The 18,410-nt window shown below is 41.1% G+C and carries 17 protein-coding genes; 9 read left to right on the plus strand and 8 right to left on the minus strand.

Annotated features, from left to right (window positions below):
• Nucleotides 1-393: 393 nt before the first annotated feature.
• From PULV_RS00795 to ylqF, 3 genes are read right to left on the minus strand one after another with little or no spacing between them, the layout of a single operon-like run.
• Nucleotides 394-1,131 (minus strand): oxygen-binding di-iron domain-containing protein, encoded by a 738-nt coding sequence (locus tag PULV_RS00795; protein ID WP_086745926.1) that lies wholly within the window; start codon nt 1,129-1,131, stop codon nt 394-396.
• Nucleotides 1,132-1,141: 10 nt separating this feature from the next.
• Nucleotides 1,142-1,525, minus strand: coding sequence for a DUF4124 domain-containing protein (locus tag PULV_RS00800; protein WP_193330622.1), 384 nt, complete (start codon nt 1,523-1,525; stop codon nt 1,142-1,144).
• Between the two features lie 54 nt (nt 1,526-1,579).
• The gene (ylqF, locus tag PULV_RS00805; RefSeq protein WP_086745924.1) at nt 1,580-2,524 is read right to left on the minus strand and encodes a ribosome biogenesis GTPase YlqF; all 945 of its coding nucleotides are present in this window, start codon (nt 2,522-2,524) and stop codon (nt 1,580-1,582) included.
• Between the two features lie 105 nt (nt 2,525-2,629).
• On the opposite strand from ylqF, the gene PULV_RS00810 reads away from it, so the two are divergent.
• On the plus strand, nt 2,630-3,166 hold the full coding sequence (locus tag PULV_RS00810) for a YaeQ family protein (RefSeq protein ID WP_193330623.1): 537 nt from the start codon (nt 2,630-2,632) through the stop codon (nt 3,164-3,166).
• 63 nt (nt 3,167-3,229) lie between these two features.
• Here PULV_RS00810 and PULV_RS00815 read toward each other — a convergent pair whose 3' ends face one another.
• Nucleotides 3,230-4,420, minus strand: coding sequence for a PepSY-associated TM helix domain-containing protein (locus PULV_RS00815; RefSeq protein ID WP_193330624.1), 1,191 nt, complete (start codon nt 4,418-4,420; stop codon nt 3,230-3,232).
• 219 nt (nt 4,421-4,639) lie between these two features.
• Here PULV_RS00815 and PULV_RS00820 point away from each other — a divergent pair, with 219 nt between their 5' ends.
• The 3 genes from PULV_RS00820 (at nt 4,640) to PULV_RS00830 (ending at nt 6,924) form a co-directional block, all read left to right on the plus strand.
• The gene (locus PULV_RS00820) at nt 4,640-5,680 is read left to right on the plus strand and encodes a choice-of-anchor H family protein (protein WP_193330625.1); all 1,041 of its coding nucleotides are present in this window, start codon (nt 4,640-4,642) and stop codon (nt 5,678-5,680) included.
• A 51-nt stretch (nt 5,681-5,731) separates the two neighbouring features.
• Entirely contained in the window at nt 5,732-6,337 is a 606-nt protein-coding gene (locus tag PULV_RS00825; protein ID WP_193330626.1) for a DUF7379 domain-containing protein, read from the plus strand.
• A 113-nt stretch (nt 6,338-6,450) separates the two neighbouring features.
• Nucleotides 6,451-6,924, plus strand: a complete 474-nt coding sequence (locus tag PULV_RS00830) for a Dps family protein (RefSeq protein WP_086745919.1) — start codon at nt 6,451-6,453, stop codon at nt 6,922-6,924.
• 117 nt (nt 6,925-7,041) lie between these two features.
• On the opposite strand, the gene PULV_RS00835 is transcribed toward PULV_RS00830, so the two are convergent.
• The 3 genes from PULV_RS00835 to PULV_RS00845 all read right to left on the minus strand — a co-directional run bounded on the left by PULV_RS00835 (nt 7,042) and on the right by PULV_RS00845 (nt 9,572).
• Nucleotides 7,042-7,257 (minus strand): hypothetical protein, encoded by a 216-nt coding sequence (locus PULV_RS00835; RefSeq protein ID WP_193330627.1) that lies wholly within the window; start codon nt 7,255-7,257, stop codon nt 7,042-7,044.
• Between the two features lie 202 nt (nt 7,258-7,459).
• The gene (locus tag PULV_RS00840) at nt 7,460-8,647 is read right to left on the minus strand and encodes an ABC transporter permease (RefSeq protein ID WP_193330628.1); all 1,188 of its coding nucleotides are present in this window, start codon (nt 8,645-8,647) and stop codon (nt 7,460-7,462) included.
• Nucleotides 8,634-9,572: an ABC transporter ATP-binding protein gene (locus PULV_RS00845; protein ID WP_086745916.1), complete on the minus strand. Its 939-nt coding sequence runs from the start codon at nt 9,570-9,572 to the stop codon at nt 8,634-8,636. Before PULV_RS00845 ends, PULV_RS00840 begins: the two co-directional genes overlap by 14 nt.
• Before the next feature lie 148 nt (nt 9,573-9,720).
• Between PULV_RS00845 and PULV_RS00850 the strand changes: the two genes are divergently transcribed.
• Nucleotides 9,721-11,157 (plus strand): sigma-54 interaction domain-containing protein, encoded by a 1,437-nt coding sequence (locus PULV_RS00850; RefSeq protein ID WP_086745915.1) that lies wholly within the window; start codon nt 9,721-9,723, stop codon nt 11,155-11,157.
• 131 nt (nt 11,158-11,288) lie between these two features.
• Complete coding sequence (locus tag PULV_RS00855) at nt 11,289-12,782, plus strand: sensor domain-containing diguanylate cyclase (RefSeq protein WP_193330629.1); 1,494 nt, start codon at nt 11,289-11,291, stop codon at nt 12,780-12,782.
• A gap of 32 nt (nt 12,783-12,814) precedes the next feature.
• Here PULV_RS00855 and PULV_RS00860 read toward each other — a convergent pair whose 3' ends face one another.
• On the minus strand, nt 12,815-13,402 hold the full coding sequence (locus tag PULV_RS00860) for a DNA-3-methyladenine glycosylase I (protein ID WP_405127477.1): 588 nt from the start codon (nt 13,400-13,402) through the stop codon (nt 12,815-12,817).
• A 384-nt stretch (nt 13,403-13,786) separates the two neighbouring features.
• Between PULV_RS00860 and ccoG the strand changes: the two genes are divergently transcribed.
• The 3 genes from ccoG (at nt 13,787) to PULV_RS00875 (ending at nt 18,205) form a co-directional block, all read left to right on the plus strand.
• The gene (ccoG, locus tag PULV_RS00865; protein WP_193330630.1) at nt 13,787-15,169 is read left to right on the plus strand and encodes a cytochrome c oxidase accessory protein CcoG; all 1,383 of its coding nucleotides are present in this window, start codon (nt 13,787-13,789) and stop codon (nt 15,167-15,169) included.
• A gap of 477 nt (nt 15,170-15,646) precedes the next feature.
• Nucleotides 15,647-17,143 (plus strand): glycerol kinase GlpK, encoded by a 1,497-nt coding sequence (gene glpK, locus PULV_RS00870; RefSeq protein WP_193330631.1) that lies wholly within the window; start codon nt 15,647-15,649, stop codon nt 17,141-17,143.
• Nucleotides 17,144-17,191: 48 nt separating this feature from the next.
• Complete coding sequence (locus PULV_RS00875; RefSeq protein ID WP_193330632.1) at nt 17,192-18,205, plus strand: DUF389 domain-containing protein; 1,014 nt, start codon at nt 17,192-17,194, stop codon at nt 18,203-18,205.
• The last annotated feature ends 205 nt before the right edge of the window (nt 18,206-18,410 follow it).

Genomic DNA, 18,410 nt, shown 5'->3' on the forward strand with positions numbered 1-18,410 from the left:
ATTAAAACAATTCACATTACTGCCTCAACCTTACCTAAAATAAAACCACAAAAAAAAATGAGAATTATTATCAAAAAGGTATTGACCTGAATAAGTTTCTAATTGATAATCAATCTCAACAAGACAGTTAACGACGTAACACAACTGACTAAACCAACTTCTCGACCCTAGAAGACGTCCAACAGTACGTTAACTGATTAGGCCACTGTAGCCTTTGTCTCTATCGCCCCTGAGCCATAAATTACGGTGGCCAACCTATTTACTTGCTACATTGCTCATATCGGTGACGGTAGATATGAAACCAAAAAGCCCTAACGGGCTTTTTTTATGCCTATCAAATAATCACTTTTCATTTTTGTCTGTAGATAAAGATTTTTGAGTGGACGGGTTATTTTACAAATAAGTGATTGCTTTAAGTTCTGCCTGCCCTCTGTCGAGCCAAGCATTATGAAGGCTGCGTAATAATTGATTGCACGCTCCTCCTTGAGTCGCAGGTCCATGCATAGTGGCAATTAAAGAGACTGGAAGTTGCGCTAATTGCTGAGTAACTTTACTCACACTGCCACCATGGGCAATAAAACCACCTTGCTGCATAAATGTGAGCATCTCATCAGCTAATGGTTCTTCAACCACAGCTGGGTGGATGCCACCTAAACTACAATAATCAGAACTAAACAACCATTGCTGCTGTGTTTCATACCACAAATGGCCATCCCAATTATGGGGAAAATGAGGTGTGTTAATTAAACGAAGTTGATAAGCACCCAAATTCAACGTTTGTTGATCATCAAGAATAAGAGGAGGTTGGTGCAACATCTCTTTCAACGAGATCGCTGCGACTTTATTACATACCACCTGACATTGCGGATAAGCCTGCAGCAAAGCAGCGAGCGCACCACATTCATCCGCCTCAACATGAGAAAACAACACATAATCCAGTGTTTTACCGGCTAATATCTCTTTAAGCAATGAAAGAGTCGCCGAAAATTGAGACGGCTTTCCAGTGTGGATCAAGGCTGTTTTTTGTGCGGCAATCACATAACAATTAAACGCGAAATGGGATGTCTCTGCGGTAGTAATTTGCCATAAATCTTGACGTAATTGAGTGCTGCGCTCCAAACATAATGCCATCTGGCACTCCTTAACAACCAAGTTCTTTGAGCTTTTTCTTTAATTGCTCATTAAACAGCGTTTTAACACTATCAAATTCCGCTTGTTTATTTTGCGCCAACTGCGTCATTTTTTGTTGAATTGACTGGCATTGCTGACTCACAGTTTCGGCCCCTGCAGGTGATTTAGTTGCTTGGCTCACATCGCTAAGCCCGAGTGATTCTGTTGAATTTGATTTAGAGACATTGGCCACTTTTAATTCAACTTTCACCGCTTTGCTGTCGTGAGGACGATCAGAGAAATGCACTACGCCTTTCTCATCTGTCCATTTAAAAATATCACCGGCAGTTACTTGACCACTTATCCCTAAACTTGCCATTAAAACACACATCACAACACCCGTTGCTCTGCTCATGTGCCGTTCCTTCATCATAATAAAAACGAATGCCAGCAGTGGCTGGCTAAACATTTAGCGTCGATTTTTACGTGCTCGAGCACGACGCTCCTTTTTCTCTTGTTCTTTTGCTGCTTTTTTTGCCTCTGCTGCTGCTCGCAACTGCGCGACCATCACTTCTTCTTCGTCACGCATCGCCGGCGTTTCCATAGTGATACGGCCAATAATGCCATCTCGCAATTCATTAATCAGAATTTCAGACATTTTATGTGTATCAACTTGGTTACCTTGACGGATACAACCGCGCTTTTTACCTGCCATTTCAACAAACTGCCAATCTTGCTCTGGCAACTCATCAATTTTATAACGCTGTTTTAATAGCTCAGGATAAGTAACAAGCAAATATTCAGCGGTGTAACTTGCTACGTCTTCGTACTCAATGGCCGTATCACGAATGGCACCTGTTGCTGCTAATCGGTAGCCAGAATTTTCGTTTTCTACTTTTGGCCATAACATCCCTGGTGTGTCATACAACATGATGCCATCTTCAAGCTTTATACGTTGCTGCGCTTTTGTCACCGCAGGTTCATTACCTGTTTTTGCAACAATACGCCCAGCAAGGGTATTAATCAATGTCGATTTCCCAACATTGGGGATCCCCATAATCATGGCTTTTATTTGCTTATCTGCACCCACTTTATGCGGAACTAACTTTTTACAGATTTCGTTTATTTTGTGTACTTCAGCAGCTTTGTCATGGCCAAAAGCAATCGCTTTGACGCCATTTTCTTGCTCAAAGTAAGTCATCCAAGCTTGAGTAAGCTTAGGATCAGCAAGATCTGCTTTATTTAATATTTTAATCACTGGTTTATCAGCACGTAGTGCTGTCACCATTGGATTTTCACTACTGTAAGGAATACGCGCATCGAGAACTTCGATAATCACATCCATTTGCGGCATGATTTCTTTAATTTCGTTGCGGGCCTTATTCATGTGGCCAGGGAACCATTGGATCGCCATTGTTTACTCCTCAGTATAAATTCGCTGCTATTTTAGCTGGCCAAAGCAAGCCCCGTCACCTTTATTCAGGTATACTTGGCAAAATTTTTAAAATAACCAGCAATCATGGCTCTAAAAGCAACCATAATCAAAGCACATGTCACCTTAAGTGATATGGATACCCACAACTACCAAGATCTCAGCCTTACACTCGCGCAGCATCCATCAGAAACAGAGCAACGCTTGATGATTCGAGTGCTCGCTTATGCACTCAATGCATGTGAAAATTTAGAGTTCACTAAAGGCCTATGTGCTGATGATGAGCCTGAGATTTGGCATAAAAACTACTCAGGTGAAATCGAATTATGGATTGAGCTAGGTTTGCCTGATGAAAAGCGTCTCAAAAAAGCGCTCGGTCGCGCCAAAAAGGTCATCGTGTACGCCTACGGAGAAGGCGCTCAAGATATCTGGTGGCAAAAAAACGCACCAAAACTCAATCAGCAAAGAAATTTATCTGTTATTTCACTGCCTTCGCAAGCAACTCAACAATTGGCCAATATGGCCAAACGCAATATGCAGCTTAACATCACAGTACAAGATGGTGATGTTTGGCTCTCAGACGAGCAAAGCAGCCTCGAAATAAAACCAATAGTGTTACTTTAAACTGTGATTGTATGTGAGGTTGCCCTATGCGCCTCACATAACAGCTAACAGCACATAACTAGGTTATAAAACAGGCGACACTACGGGCCAACCGCGATAAGGCATATCTTCACTGAGCTGGTATAACCCATATACTGCAAGCCCAAAGACAACCCCATTTAAGCTGATGACTGTCAAAAATACGGCCACACCCGCTTGGCGCTTGATTTTGCTTAGGTATCGCCATGATGCAAAACAAATAGCCATCGCCAACACTACACCGCTCAATGCAAACATCCACATCAACCAAGGGGTTTCACCATAATGAATAAAACGCATTAAATCAGCCCACCAAGCTAATCCCTCAACATCATCAGGTAAAACAACATGAATGAGCTCACCAGTAAAGGCATTAAAGTGCAGCTGATGCGCCCGATAGTATACCCAAGGTTGTGAGGATTGGAGCAACACTGAAAATGTACCTGTTGGGCTTGAAGGGTAACCCGCAAAACGAATATTCGCATCCGGTGCGACTTGCTCAACACGGGCCATTAAGTCACTCAGCGGTAACGCTACGTCGCTCACTGTGCCATCCGATTTTGGTAAATTAGGGTAGACGGCAACATTTTGTTGCCACAAGATCCGCTCAGCGAAAAACCAACTGGCACTAAGCGCAATCATTAAACTAAGAGGCAGTAACCAAGCCATTAGCCATGCATGAGTTTTACTTACATGCTGATTATTTACTCGCCATAACCTTGTTAATCGATGTCTGTACTGATACACGCTCATTATGATTACGGCTAACCACAGAGGCGCAGACACTAACACCCACGTTGAGAGTGATCTCTGCATCGTCACGTTGCGATGAAAACGACTCACCTTATCTAGCCAATTTTCCTGATGTTGCTTATCTAAAAGAGCGGCTGTAGCGCGATCGAAGAATACCTCAACTTTGCGAGCAGGCTGATGCTCAGTCTTGGCCTGCATCAAAGCGACCTTAGCAGCCAAATATGGCTCTTTAGGTAAAGTCACTGCGTAAATTTGTAAGCGAGGATAGTGTTTTGCGAGTTCTGATTCTAAGCGTGTCCACGGCACTTTTTTTTCGCTCGGAGTCTGTATTTGAGTAGGCATAAATACCGCAGTCAATGGCGCTTTAAGCACAGCAACAACCCCACTCAATAAAAATAACACCAGTAAGACACTTAGCTGAAACCCCAACCAATGATGTATCAACCATTTTTTATTCTGTCGTGCCACTTCGCATTCACCCACGTTTAGATTCCTTTTCAAATAGCGGGCAATTGTACCTTTGGGAGCATAATTTGCAGCGATTTTTATCATCAACACTATTTTATTGGATATTTAACAAGCCCAATACTGATGATACAAAAGAAAATCACATTCCCAGTGTGTAATTATTTCTGTCCAATTCAGTTTCGATTCAGTGGTAAAGCGCTTTTATTAATACATGCCAATAATGAGATCGTCACTATGAAACAACTTCTAGCTATTTATTTACTCATAATCAGCCCTTTATTGTGCGCCAATGCTTTTGCGGAGCAATCAGGGCAATCAACAACACGTAAAGCAATTAAAACATCGCAAATAAACGCAGAGCTAACCGCCCTATCTGCCGAGCAACAAACCCAAAAAATACACACAGCCAGTAAAGCTCAAGGTGACATTTGGGTGTATCAATTAGAGACCGATCTTCAGCAAGATCATGACCAGGATGGTTTTTATCAAAATTTAACCTTAAGGCTTGATCTCGATACACGCTATCAAGACCAGCAGGTCGCAGTGCTGTTTTATCTAACCCATCCTTCGGGTCAAATAAGCCCCCTTCTCCAGAGCAATTATTTTTCTTTATCGGGCAATCTCAGCGACGATAGTCAAATATTTGAATTTCAATTCTTATCACCTCTAGACAGCGGTTATTATCAGGTCTCATTTGATGTCGTTGATAGACAAGGTCATACTTTATTACACGCAGCAAACGATCAATTTAGTGCTTTACAAGATTTAGCATTTGAGAGCCGACAGTTCGACCAAGATACATCACTCTCTATCTATTCGATTCAATTAGATCTCGAAAGAGACAGAGATATTGATGGCTATTATGAAACATTTACCTTGCACCTTGATGCCGATAGCCAATATCAAAGCCAACGCGTCATCGCAGAGTTAGTCATTGATAATCAACTTGTGTATACAAGCAACCCATTTACCCTGTATGGCCACTCTAGCCAAGATAAGCAACATTTTTCTGTCGCGCTAAAACAAGGATTCTATCCTGCGCACTATGACGTTGAACTACTGATCCGCGATGCATCATATGGGAATCAAATTCACTATTTAAATGCCAGTGCATGGGCAAGTTTAGGCCATATCCCCTTAGAATCAGAGAGTTACGTCACTACTCACAACGATGTTTACATTGAAGTTGAACACAGCGCGGGCTCACTGACTTGGCTTATCGTGATCTTACTTTTTGGGTTAGGTTTCAAACGCCTCAATCAACAAGGGCGATGACAGTTCAATCATCTATGGTTACACTGCAACAGTGAAATAAGAGAGGGACTCATGGCAGTTAAACGAATAATTGTATTGCATGGTTTATACATGTCAGGGTTTGTGATGCGCCCGTTATGTTATCAGCTCAAAAAAGCGGGCTATGATATTTTAAACCTCACCTACAACAGCTTATCTCCAGATAAAGGAGAGATTTTCCAACAAATCGATGCCTTTATTGATGGACAAAGCGCCGCGTTAGTGTGTCACTCTCTTGGTGGCTTAATTGCCCGTGCTTATCTTGAACACCAAAGCGAACAATCAGCTCATATCGAAAAGGTCATCACACTAGGCACTCCCCATAAGGGCAGTCACATTGCCCAGCACATGCACGACAAAGGATTCGAGCGCTTACTAAAGAACAGTGTGGAGTTTTTATTATCAAATAATGCCGACTGGCCTTTTAAAGCAAAGCTCTTTAGTGTTGCTGGCGACTTACCTTTAGGCCTAATGCCTATCCTTAGAAAAGGCAGTGAGTCTGATGGCACTGTGTTACTCGATGAAACACGTTTACATGGCATGGCTGAACATCAAGTTTTTCATCTAAGCCACACCAGTATGATTTATTCTCGCCAAGTACTTGAGTATATTCTCAACACCTTAGCAACCAAGCACTAACCAATCTATTTTACCGAACAGTGCAATCAAAATTAATCAATTTATTAATTCAATCATTCTCGGCATTATAGCGTTAACAGCAAAACATTTACCGATAACAAGAGGGAAGAATAATGACACAACTTACATCAATTGGATTAAACATCACACAAAGTGAAGCATTAACAAAACAACTCAATACGTTATTAAGTAGCTACCAAATTCAATACATGAATGCTCGCGGCTTTCATTGGAATATTAAAGGACGACAATTCTTCGAGTTACATTTAAAATTTGAAGAAATTTACAACGACTTATTGCTCAAAGTAGATGAAGTGGCAGAGCGAATTTTAACCTTAGGTGGTCAACCCAAACACGCTTATTCTGAATATATGTCACTGAGCAATATCAGCGAAGCGCAAGGTATTTCAGACGGTGCAACAGCGGTGAATAATTTACTTGCAGGCTTTGAACAATTGATCAGCCATCAGCGCATCATTTTAGCTCAAGCAAGTGAAGCGTCTGATGAAGGTACCGCCTCGTTAATGAGTGACTACATCAAAGAACAAGAAAAGCTTATTTGGATGTTAAAAGCATACTTAGCATAAGCTTCAATCGCAAAGGGCTTCAGACCCTTAGCGCACTAAAATCACATGCCGCCAAAACCAAGGCGGCATGTGAAAATCCACGAAATGGCTCATTTGATGATATCTTTTTAGTTAAGTTTAATGATCAGATGAGCTTTTGCGTTCAGCAGCTTGCGCGTATTTATACGCAACAAAGGCAACAAGGCCAACAATTAAAGGAGTGGGCGCGGCAATATAACCAAACGCATTAGAATTGGCGTAACTTGCCGCGGCTAAATGGCCAACCACACCCACTACAAATACCAGCACTGCAATCACCAACACAACTATTTCACTTTTTTTAACCGTATTCATAATAATCCCTCATGATGTTTTATTACTTTAACGTCTGAAGTATTAATCAATTTCACCAACGAAAATTGACCTATATCAAACTAGGCAACTGCTCATTATTTCAACGATTAAAAATTTGTTTTAAAACAAGTTAGCGGGCTATTTTTGTTTTTGCATAAAAAAATGGCGCAATTTATGCGCCATTTTTGAAGTACCGAAGCTGTTACGAAAAAGCCCACTTAAACATTTGTTTGTAACTGGGCTCTTTGCCATACATCACCATGCCCATTTTGAACATGCGACCCGCTACGCGGCGCACGAACCAGCAAGTACAAACGGTGATGGCAATTGACAATAATGGCTGCCAAAGGCTGACTTCAACTAAAGCCATTTTTACGGGCATGGCAGCAAATGCAGTCAATGGCAGATAACTTAATACCGTTAATGCCAAACCGCTTGGGCTATCCATTACAATAAAAGTTAATATCATGGGCACCAATGGCAACAGCATAAATGAAGATTTACCACTGTGATTAGGGTCATCAATGGCCGCAGCGACAGCCGCCATAAACGCAGTAGCTAAATAAAGACCCAAGCTTGCAAACACCAACACCCAAGGGAGCAATGACCAATCAATAATGCTTAAATCCAAGCTTTGGCCGCGAATAACAACTTGAGTAAAGCTATAAAATAAAACCATCGAAATCAACGTGCCTGCCATCGCTTTGAGTGCTAACAACATTTGACCAATTATTTTTCCGTCTATCCAAGTTTGCGCATTCATGCACGCATAAAGCTGCTCAGTCACTCGCTGTTGCTTTTCGCCGGTGATAGAGACAAAAATTTGTGCAAATGACACAAAAATACCAATCGCCATTAATGCCAACACACCAATGGCTGTCAAACTCGACGTTTTTGCCTCCGTTTTAATTTGGTTATCAAGATACTGATTAAATATTTGAACCGGACTTTGCAATTGCTGTAATTGCGCCGGTGTTAAACCCAATTGCTGAGTGACCTGTTGTGCATAATGCTGCTCAATAATTGCGGCTAAGTCATTTTGCCAGCCATGTTTACCTTGGCTATAGACATCTAACGCCGTGGCATCTGAGCCTTCGTTTTTAGCAACGATTAACGCGTCTATGTCGCCCGCTTGCAGCATCGTCATTAATGTTTCTTGATTGGTTTGTGCCCGAGTAAAGATAAAGTCACCGATTTGACCATCAGGTGCATTTTTCGCTATGACACTAACCTTATAATCAGTTGCGACAAACTCTTGGCTCGAATGCCAAAAAAACACCACTGCAGCAATGGCCAGCATCACTAATTTACTTATTAGCTCTTGTTTCCACTTAAAGAAATGCATGAACTCCCACTTAGCAACAAGCCATGTTTTATTAAGCTGCGACATAATCGGGTGCTCCTTGATGATCTGAAATAGCTTTAAGATACAGCTGATGTAAGTCCATTTTTTTACTTTCTAGTTTGGTGATATGACCAAGGGTCAACAACTGGGTTAACGCTTCATTGACTTGTGATGCGCTGGCTAAATTCACCTCCAACAGATGATGCTCATTGAAGCTGAATTCAAAATTTTGCAGAGCCATCGCAATGGTTTCAACTTTAGGTAACTCCTCAAACTCCACCAACAGTTGCGCCCCAACTCCGATTTGTTGTTGGATGTCATTTAAACTGCCGTACAACACGACTTCACCATGGTTCATCAATAACATACGATCAGCCAGTTTTTCGACCATCGACATTTGGTGTGCACTTAAAATAACTGTCATGCCTTGTTGTTTTAGCTCAGCTAAAAACACCACCACTTTCTCTTGATTAATTGGGTCTAAACCCGAAAAAGGCTCATCTAAAATAACAATTTTAGGTTGATGCAATACCGCATTCACTAATTGCACCTTTTGCTGATTCCCTTTTGAGAGGGACTTAAGTGGCTGATCTTTTCTGTCTAATAATTCAAATCGCTCTAGCCAATAGTCCATTCTTTCTTTTGCTGTAGACTTATCTAATCCATGAAGCGCAGCAAAATACAGTAAGTTTTGACTCACGGTTTTTTCTGCATATAACCCTCTGTCTTCTGGTAAATAACCCAGCTCATCATTGGGTATCGCCCCATATTCTTGATCGTTAAGATGAACCGCTATGCGCCCCTCATCGGCATGTGTAAAGCCAACCAGCATTCGTACTAATGATGATTTTCCCGCACCATTAGGGCCCAACAACGCAAAAATTTCACCTTCGTTGACAATAAAGCTCATTCCTTTGACTGCTTTTACATGGGCGTAACTTTTGACCACTCCTTCGACAGAAATCTGCATTATCACTCCTTACTCTTTTTAGTAGTGCAATAATAACGCTATGATAATAAAAATTTTTACCAACAATCATTTTATATTGCCGTTTATCACTTTCTTTTCATGCATAAACACGCAACAATGAACGCACGATATTTCGTGGTCTATTTTTATGCACTCTTTAAAAGATTTACTCGCCGATTCAGATTTATTACTCAATGCCGCAGGTGAAGGTATTTATGGTTTTGATTTAGAAGGCAATGCCGTCTTTATTAATCCTGCTGCAGAGCGAATGACAGGCTGGAAAAGTCAGGAGTTACTCGGTAAAAAAATCCACCAATATCATCACCACAGCCACAAAAATGGTCAATGTTACCCTGCCCATGAATGCCAAATTTACGCTACCCTGCAAGATGGCCAACCTCGCCATGTCAACAATGAGGTATTTTGGCGTAAAGATGGCAGCTACTTTGATGTCGAATACACCTCAACACCCGTTTATCATCAAGGTGAAATTGTCGGTGCAGTGGCACTTTTTCGCGATGTCAGCCAGCAAAAACAAACAGAGCAAGCGTTGCGAGATGCCCTTAAAGAAATACAAGCCCTCAGTGAAAAGCTGCAAGCCGAAAACGTTTATTTACAAAGAGAGCTTTCTGAGAATTGGCCTGATTCAGGGCTGGTTGGCCAAAGCCAGATTTTTCAAACAATGCTCAATCAGTTAGCGTTGGTCAGTAAAACAGACAGCACAGTGCTGATATTGGGCGAAAATGGCACAGGAAAAGAACTCGTCGCCCGCAATGTTCACCAGCTGAGCCAACGAAAGCACGCCCCCCTCGTTAAAGTTAATTGCGCAGCCTTCAGCGACAACCTCTTAGAATCTGAGTTATTTGGCCATGAAAAGGGCTCATTTACCGGCGCCAATGAGCGACGTAAAGGCCGTTTTGAACTAGCCAATAAAGGGACTTTATTTCTGGATGAAATTGGCGAGTTATCATTAGCGGCACAAAGCAAATTACTTCGTGTACTTCAAGAGCAAGAATTTGAACGCGTTGGCGGTAACCAGACTATCCACGTCGACATTCGCATCATTGCTGCGACCAATCGAAATTTACTCGAAATGGTTGAGCAAGGTCGGTTTCGCATGGATTTGTATTACCGGTTAAACGTCTTTCCGATTCAAGTTCCAGCACTGCGTGAACGCAAGGAAGATATTCCAATGCTTTGTTTGAATATTTTGCAAAGCCTCAACAAAAAGCTCGGTAAACATATAGACAGTATCAGCCAGCAAAGCTTAACAAAGCTCAGCGGCTATTCGTGGCCAGGAAACATCCGTGAACTGCAAAACATTCTTGAGCGTGAAGCTATTTTATCCCAACGCAGCACATTGAATATTAGTCAGAAATTACACCATGTTCACTCCTCTACAGATCCTCACTTCATCTCTTTAGACGAAGTACAAAAAAACTATATTGTACAAGTTCTTAACCATTGCAATTGGGTCATTGGTGGCGAAAAAGGCGCAGCCAAACAACTTAATTTAGCAGACAGCACACTGCGCTCAAAAATGCAGAAACTAGATATTAAACGTTCAAAAACAAGACATTCGTAAAGATCCAAAAAACTGTTCTATTATTGTTCAATATTATGCGAATATGTGACTCATAATAAAATTCGCGTGCAACAGCTAATCTGTAATACTTACAGTATGCGTGCCACAAAAAGTGATAATGTCAGCCTTATATGAATATAAAAAAACGGACCTTTTTAGCTGTTATTTTTTGCGCTCTGAGCATTTTCAGTGTTATATCACTCGCCTATATTCTCAATAACCATGTACAAAAAACAGAATCAATCTGGACAGAATTCGTTTCTTTAGAAATAGAAAAAGCACAAATAATGCAAGAGATTGGCTATGGATTTGGCTATGGCGGGTTTATTCACAATTTCAAAAACTATGTGTTAAGACAAGAAAAAAAGACGTATTTAGCTGCAAAAAGCAATGCCTTACTCACGCTTAATGCCATTGAGCAATACAAAGCACTCAACACCCAGTCCGATACCTTAGAGCAACTCAAAATATTAGAAACGACGGTGCTAAATTACCAAAAAAACTTAGAGATTGCGCACCGTCTAATTTCCAAAGGCGCTTCAGCTAATGACATCGACAAACAAGTCAAAATTGACGATAGAGCCACCATTGCGGCCATTGCGAAACTGCGGTTGACCATCCAAAATAGCGCGGCCTATACAGTAAGCTTAGCCAAAACAAACCTTAACAGCACACAAGCGACATTGGTATTTGGCTTTGCCTTTATTGTCACTTTACTTTTAATTTCATGTACTTACATTGTTTACAACTTATATTTGATGCAAATAAAATTTAAAGAAGTCGATACCTTATTTGATTCCTCTCCCTATGCCATATTAAGTGTGAATCACTTAGGGTTGATCAAAAAAGCCAATGCAATGGCGTCAGTAATTTTTGGGTATTCAGCTAAGCAACTATTAACGATGAACATCGACTCGTTAGTGCCTGATCAGTTTGCCTCAGCACATCGTCAGCACCGCACGAAATTTATGACTTCAGAGCAACACCTAGCCATGCAAGGCCGTAAAGAGCAGCTTTACGGTAAAAATCAATTTGGCCAATTAATCCCGGTAAGCATTGCCGTCGCCTCTTATTACACAGGTAAAACTAAGCAAGCGATTGCAATCATTAAAGATGATTCTCTCGAACTCAAGCTAAAAAAAGAAAGCCGTCAAGACTGCTTAACTAAAATCGGCAATCGTACTGCATGCAATGAATTAATTAATCAATCCATTGCTCATGCCAAACGTCATAACCAGCCGTTATCGGTCATCATGATTGATATTGATAACTTTAAAGTGATTAACGACAACTTTGGTCATCTGGTCGGAGACAGTGTACTTGAAAAAATAGCAGGATTATTAAGTGCACACATCAGAGAAACAGACCATTTGTTTCGCTGGGGTGGTGAAGAGTTTATCGTTTTAACACCCGGTTGTAATGAATCTCAAGCTCACGAATTGGCCGAGAAATTACGTATGAAAGCTGTCTACCACCATTTTGATGAGCATTTTTCAGTCTCCATTAGTTTGGGCGTCACAGGGTTTCACATCGACCAAGATAACCATAAGACTTTTATACAACGAGCCGACCAAGCCTTGTACAAAGCTAAAAACAATGGTCGAAACCAAAGTTACTGTCTCTAGAGGTTTAGCTTTAGATTTGAATACAAGCTCACTTAACGCTGTGTAAAATCACTATTATATTTAAAGCAATCAAGACTGTGATCAATAATCAAACCACAGGCTTGCAAATGTGCATAACAAATTGTCGAACCAAAAAATTTAAAGCCTCGCTTTTTTAAATCTCGGCTAATACGGTCTGATAGCTCAGAGTTAGCCAAATAATCTTCTTTGCATTGCGGTGCATTAACAATGGGCTGGTGATCGACGTACCGCCATAAATACTCAGAAAAAGAACCAAACTCCTGCTGAATACGCATAAACACCTGCGCATTGGTAATTGCAGCGTTAATTTTACCTCGATGACGAATAATGCCTTCATCTTGTAATAAAGCTTCCACTTTTTGCTGGCTAAACTGCGCAACCTGCTCAACATCAAATTGTGCAAAAGCTGCGCGGTACTGCTCTCGACGCTTTAAAATGGTATACCAACTCAACCCTGCTTGCGCAGACTCAAGCACGATAAACTCAAACATTTTAACGTCATCATAAACCGGCACTCCCCATTCTTCGTCATGGTATTTCACATAATCAGGCTTAGTTAAATCAACCCACGGACAACGACAAATTGAATTAGGCATCATTTTACCCCCTCATTTATTTCAAAATACGCCAACAGCACAGTAAGCATGATATTAGCTCAGCCAAAGAGGCCTACCAATTTAGCGATCCCGATACTTTTAAAGTATCGATGCCTTTGGGTATCTAACCAACCTTAACAATACTGCATATAAAACATTCAATTAAAGCAGTAATTTAGCTTATTTAAATCTAAATAGCATCGCCTCCATAGCTTGTTCCATTCTCTAATATTATAAAAATAACACGATATATCGCGCCAGCCACGAAATAGCGCGCCAAAATGGTTTCAATTAATATTTTTATTCAATATTTTCAGCAACATAAGGTATTATCGCATTGGCATAATCCTTGAAGTACCTCGTTATCACCGTTAGCGAGAATCTATTATGAAGTTTGATATTAAAGAAGAAGATTTGATCATTAAGCCGTACAAGCAAGATCAAAATATTTATGTGCGAGAGCAAAAAGGACGCTTTCAGCAGTACCGCCGTGTACTCAATTGGGTATTAATGCTCACTTTTATTTTAGTGCCCTTTATTCCTTATCATGGCCAACAAGCCGTCTTATTTGATGTTGCGAATCAGCAGTTTCGACTCTTTTCACTGACCTTATGGCCACAAGATTTCATGCTGGTTGCTGGTTTGTTTATGGCTGGAGCTTTTGCGTTATTTTTTGTCACTAACTGGCTGGGGCGAGTCTGGTGTGGCTATGTGTGCCCACAAACAGTCTGGACGCTGATGTTTATTTGGGTTGAGCATAAAATTGAAGGGACGCGCAATCAAAGAATCAAGCTCGATAATTCAGCGCTCAGTAACAAAAAAGCCCTCAAAAAAACCATCAAGCACACAATTTGGCTCATTATGTCTATTCTGACAGCCACCACATTTATGAGCTATTTCATCCCTGTTTATCAACTTTATGGGGATTTAATCCTTTGGCAAAGTAGTGGCTTAATTGTCTTTTGGGTTTTTCTATTTGCACTGTGTACTTATGGTAATGCTGGCTGGCTGAGAGAAAAAATGTGCATTTATATGTGTCCTTATTCTCGTTTTCAATCAGTAATGTTCGACAAAGATACTTTATTAGTCACTTACGATAGTCAACGCGGCGAAAACCGTGGCCCTCGCAAGCGCAGTGACGACCCAAAGAGTAAAAATTTAGGTGACTGCGTTGATTGTAATTTATGTGTTGAAGTGTGTCCTGCAGGAATTGATATTCGAAATGGCTTGCAATATGAGTGCATTAACTGCGGTTTATGTATCGATGCCTGCAATCAAACAATGACCAAGTTTGGTTATGCTAAAAATCTTATTCAATACACCAGTGAAAATAACACCAATGGACAACCAACCAATCCTTGGCGATTAAAGCTTGTTGGCTACGCGGTTTTCACTTTAGCTATTTTTATCATAATGGCTATTTGGTTAGCGGTTCGCGTTCCTCTTGAAATCTCGGTGCTTCGAGATAGAAACACCCTTTACAGAATGAATTTTGAAGGCTTAATCGAAAACCCTTACACCCTCACGATTAGTAACAAAACTCAGCAATTACAGCGCTTTTCTATAGAGGCATCAGGGATAAAGCAAGCGCAATTACATGGGCCAAAAACGGTTTCTGTGTTACCTGGCGTGATGCAAAAAGTCCCTGTGACCCTAGTTGCTGATGGTTATGATTTATCTCAAAAAGTAACGGATATCACCTTTACTGTGACAGCACTTGATGATGCAAGTCTCTCATTAAGTAAAACATCGAAATTTTATAAAAATTAACGAAAAGCAACAGTCCCCAACCGCATCCTCCATGCTTGTATAAACAAGTTTGGAGGATGCTTCTTCATCACTACACCCCAAAGGAATAAAAAGAATGAGCGAACATCCATGTTTCACTCATTAACTATGCTCGCGCTTCATGAAACTCGCACCTTTAAAGTTACTAAGCGATATTTTGCCTTAGTGTGATGTTGAGGAACCAACTAACCACTTACTTTTGTCACTACGGTTGTCATGTAAAAATTGACCACATCTTTACCTTAAATCGACGTGTACTTATTGCCTTTAATGACCCAGATAGGTAATTTTTTCATAGTCAGCGCCTCGTCGCCTCGTTATGATGAAGTAAAATCAAGATTCAGACCACAAGCCAACTTATTGAATGACAATGACTTTGCTACATTTGATTGCTAAATGCGACACAAAGTGACACGTTTGGCTCTAGTTGGTCGCGATTTGGCAAAAGGTGAACACTGAATGACTCACACGAATAACAAACAATACATTATCGCACTCGATCAAGGCACCACGAGTTCGCGAACCATTATTTTTAATCGCAATGCAGAGGTTGTCAGTTGTAAGCAACGTGAGTTTACGCAACATTACCCACAAGCAGGTTGGGTGGAACATGATCCGATGGAGATTTGGGCCAGTCAAAGCTCAACGCTCATCGAGGCCCTCGCCAGTGCTGGTATCCACAGTGATGAAGTTGCCGCTCTTGGTATCACTAACCAACGTGAAACGACCGTTATTTGGGATAAACACACAGGTAAGCCCATTCATAATGCCATCGTTTGGCAATGCCGACGCAGCAACGATATTTGCCAAGAGCTCAAGCGCCAAGGTCATCAAGAAACGATTGGTAACGCAACAGGTTTAGTTCTCGATCCCTACTTTTCGGCCAGTAAAATAAAATGGTTACTCGATACGGTGCCTAATGCCCGAGAACAGGCTGAGCGTGGTCAATTGCTATTTGGCACAATCGATACTTGGTTGCTGTGGAAACTCACCGAAGGAAAAGTCCACGCCACCGATCCAACCAATGCATCACGCACTATGCTTTATAACATCCACCAGCAAGCTTGGGATCCGCAGTTACTGACACTATTTGATATTCCGGCTTGTTTGTTACCACAAGTACTCCCCTCTTCGGCCATTTATGGCACAACCCGCATTGCAGGTGAAGGCAGCGAAATTAAAATCGCTGGGATTGCTGGCGATCAACAAGCTGCTTTATTTGGCCATGGCTGCACCACGCCAGGGAGTGCTAAAAATACTTATGGCACTGGCTGCTTTTTATTAATGAACACTGGCACCCAAGCCGTTAAATCGAACCATGGTTTACTCACGACAATCGCCATTGGAGCGCAAGGGGAAATTAACTACGCCCTCGAAGGCGCTGTGTTTATGGGTGGGGCCACGATTCAATGGTTGAGAGATGAGCTGGGTTTAATTCGCGATGCCAAAGATACTGAGTACTTTGCAAGCCAAGTTGAGGATACCCAAGGTGTTTATCTCATCCCTGCTTTTGTTGGTTTAGGTGCACCCCATTGGGATCCTGATGCCCGCGGCGCGTTAATTGGCCTCACCCGAGGCACAAACCGCAATCATATTATTCGGGCTGCATTAGAAGCGATTGCCTATCAAAGCCAAGATTTACTTCAGGCAATGTGCCAAGATAGTCAGTTACAACTTCACGAACTAAGCGTGGATGGCGGCGCGGTGAATAATCATTTTTTGATGCAGTTTCAAGCCGATATCAGCGAAGTAAAAGTACTCAAACCAAGCCAAACAGAAACCACCGCATTAGGTGCGGCGTTTCTTGCGGGTTTAGCTGTGGGGTTTTGGTCAGATATGACAGAGATAATGCAAAAAGTAGATACTAAAATAACTTTTGACGCTAATATGAGCGCTCAACAGCGTCATATCTTCAAGCAAGGCTGGCGTGATGCATTATCTCGTGTAACAACGTAAACACCCTTCACCTCAGAATAACAGACGCCCAATACAGCTAGGTTAACCATGGATATAATTAAATTTAAAGAGCAGACAAGAGAAACAATACAGCTCAATGCTAAAATTGACATTGCCTTCGTAATTATGAATGCACTGGCTGCAATCATTGCCACTTATGGTTTACTTGCTAACAGCCCTGCGGTGGTGATTGGTGCTATGATTGTCGCTACATTATATTCCCCAATACTTGGCTTAGCCCTCAGTGTTGTTGAAAATGACAAAAAGCTTTTAAATGATGCTCTTAAATCCATAGTATTAGGTTCAATACTGGTCTTTTCTGTTGCATTTTTAATTGGCCTTATACACCAAGATATCCCTATAACTCCAGAAATCATGGCTCGAACTTCACCTAACTTCATCGATTTAATGATTGCTCTAGCCGGTGGTGCTGCTGGAGCCTACGCCACAATATCACCTAGGTTAAGTACCTCATTTGTTGGAGTCGCTATCGCAACCGCCCTTGTACCACCACTGTGCGCTGCAAGTATCTTATTGAGCAAAGGGGAGCTCTTATTAGCGCAAGGAGCGCTACTATTAACCCTAACGAATATTTTAGCTATCCAATTTATTTCATCAATTGTACTTTGGGTAAATGGGTTTCACGGTTTTTCTGCGTGGCAAGACACCAGCTTACTCGCAGTGATTAAGCGAAATTTTGTCTCTGTTATTTTGCTCATAATGATTAGTGGTGCTCTAGTAATCAATTTTCAAACCATAGTTAAAAAGCAGTTAGTCGAGAGCAAGGTGAGACGGATTATCACGCAAGAGCTTAGTCACTCTGACGGAATGAATGTTGTCAAAATTTCTTTAGAAGAAGCCAATAAAAGTTGGTTGGTGAAAATCGTTCTGCGTGCACCAGTAAAACCTCAAAAGACTGTTGTTCAACAGTTAGAATCACGATTAGCTGACTCTGGAATACAACGCAGTATCGAGGTTAGGATCCGTTACATTCACATCGACGTGATTGATAGAAATGGTGATATTAGCGACTTTGGCTTACCTGATTTAGCAAACTTTTAAATTATATAGTTATAAACATTATTCAATTCACTTTCGTTACTGCTCTTTATCATTACAACAAGCAATAAAACCAGCGCAAGCTGGTTTTATTATCAAATATAAAAATACTGGCACCTAAACAAACAGACAATTATAAATTTTTGAAAATGAATTCAAAAAGCACTTCACAGTAAAAACGTTATAATATATCATTTCGTTATATTAT

This window comes from Pseudoalteromonas ulvae UL12 (assembly GCF_014925405.1).
Classification (GTDB): Bacteria; Pseudomonadota; Gammaproteobacteria; order Enterobacterales; family Alteromonadaceae; genus Pseudoalteromonas; species Pseudoalteromonas ulvae.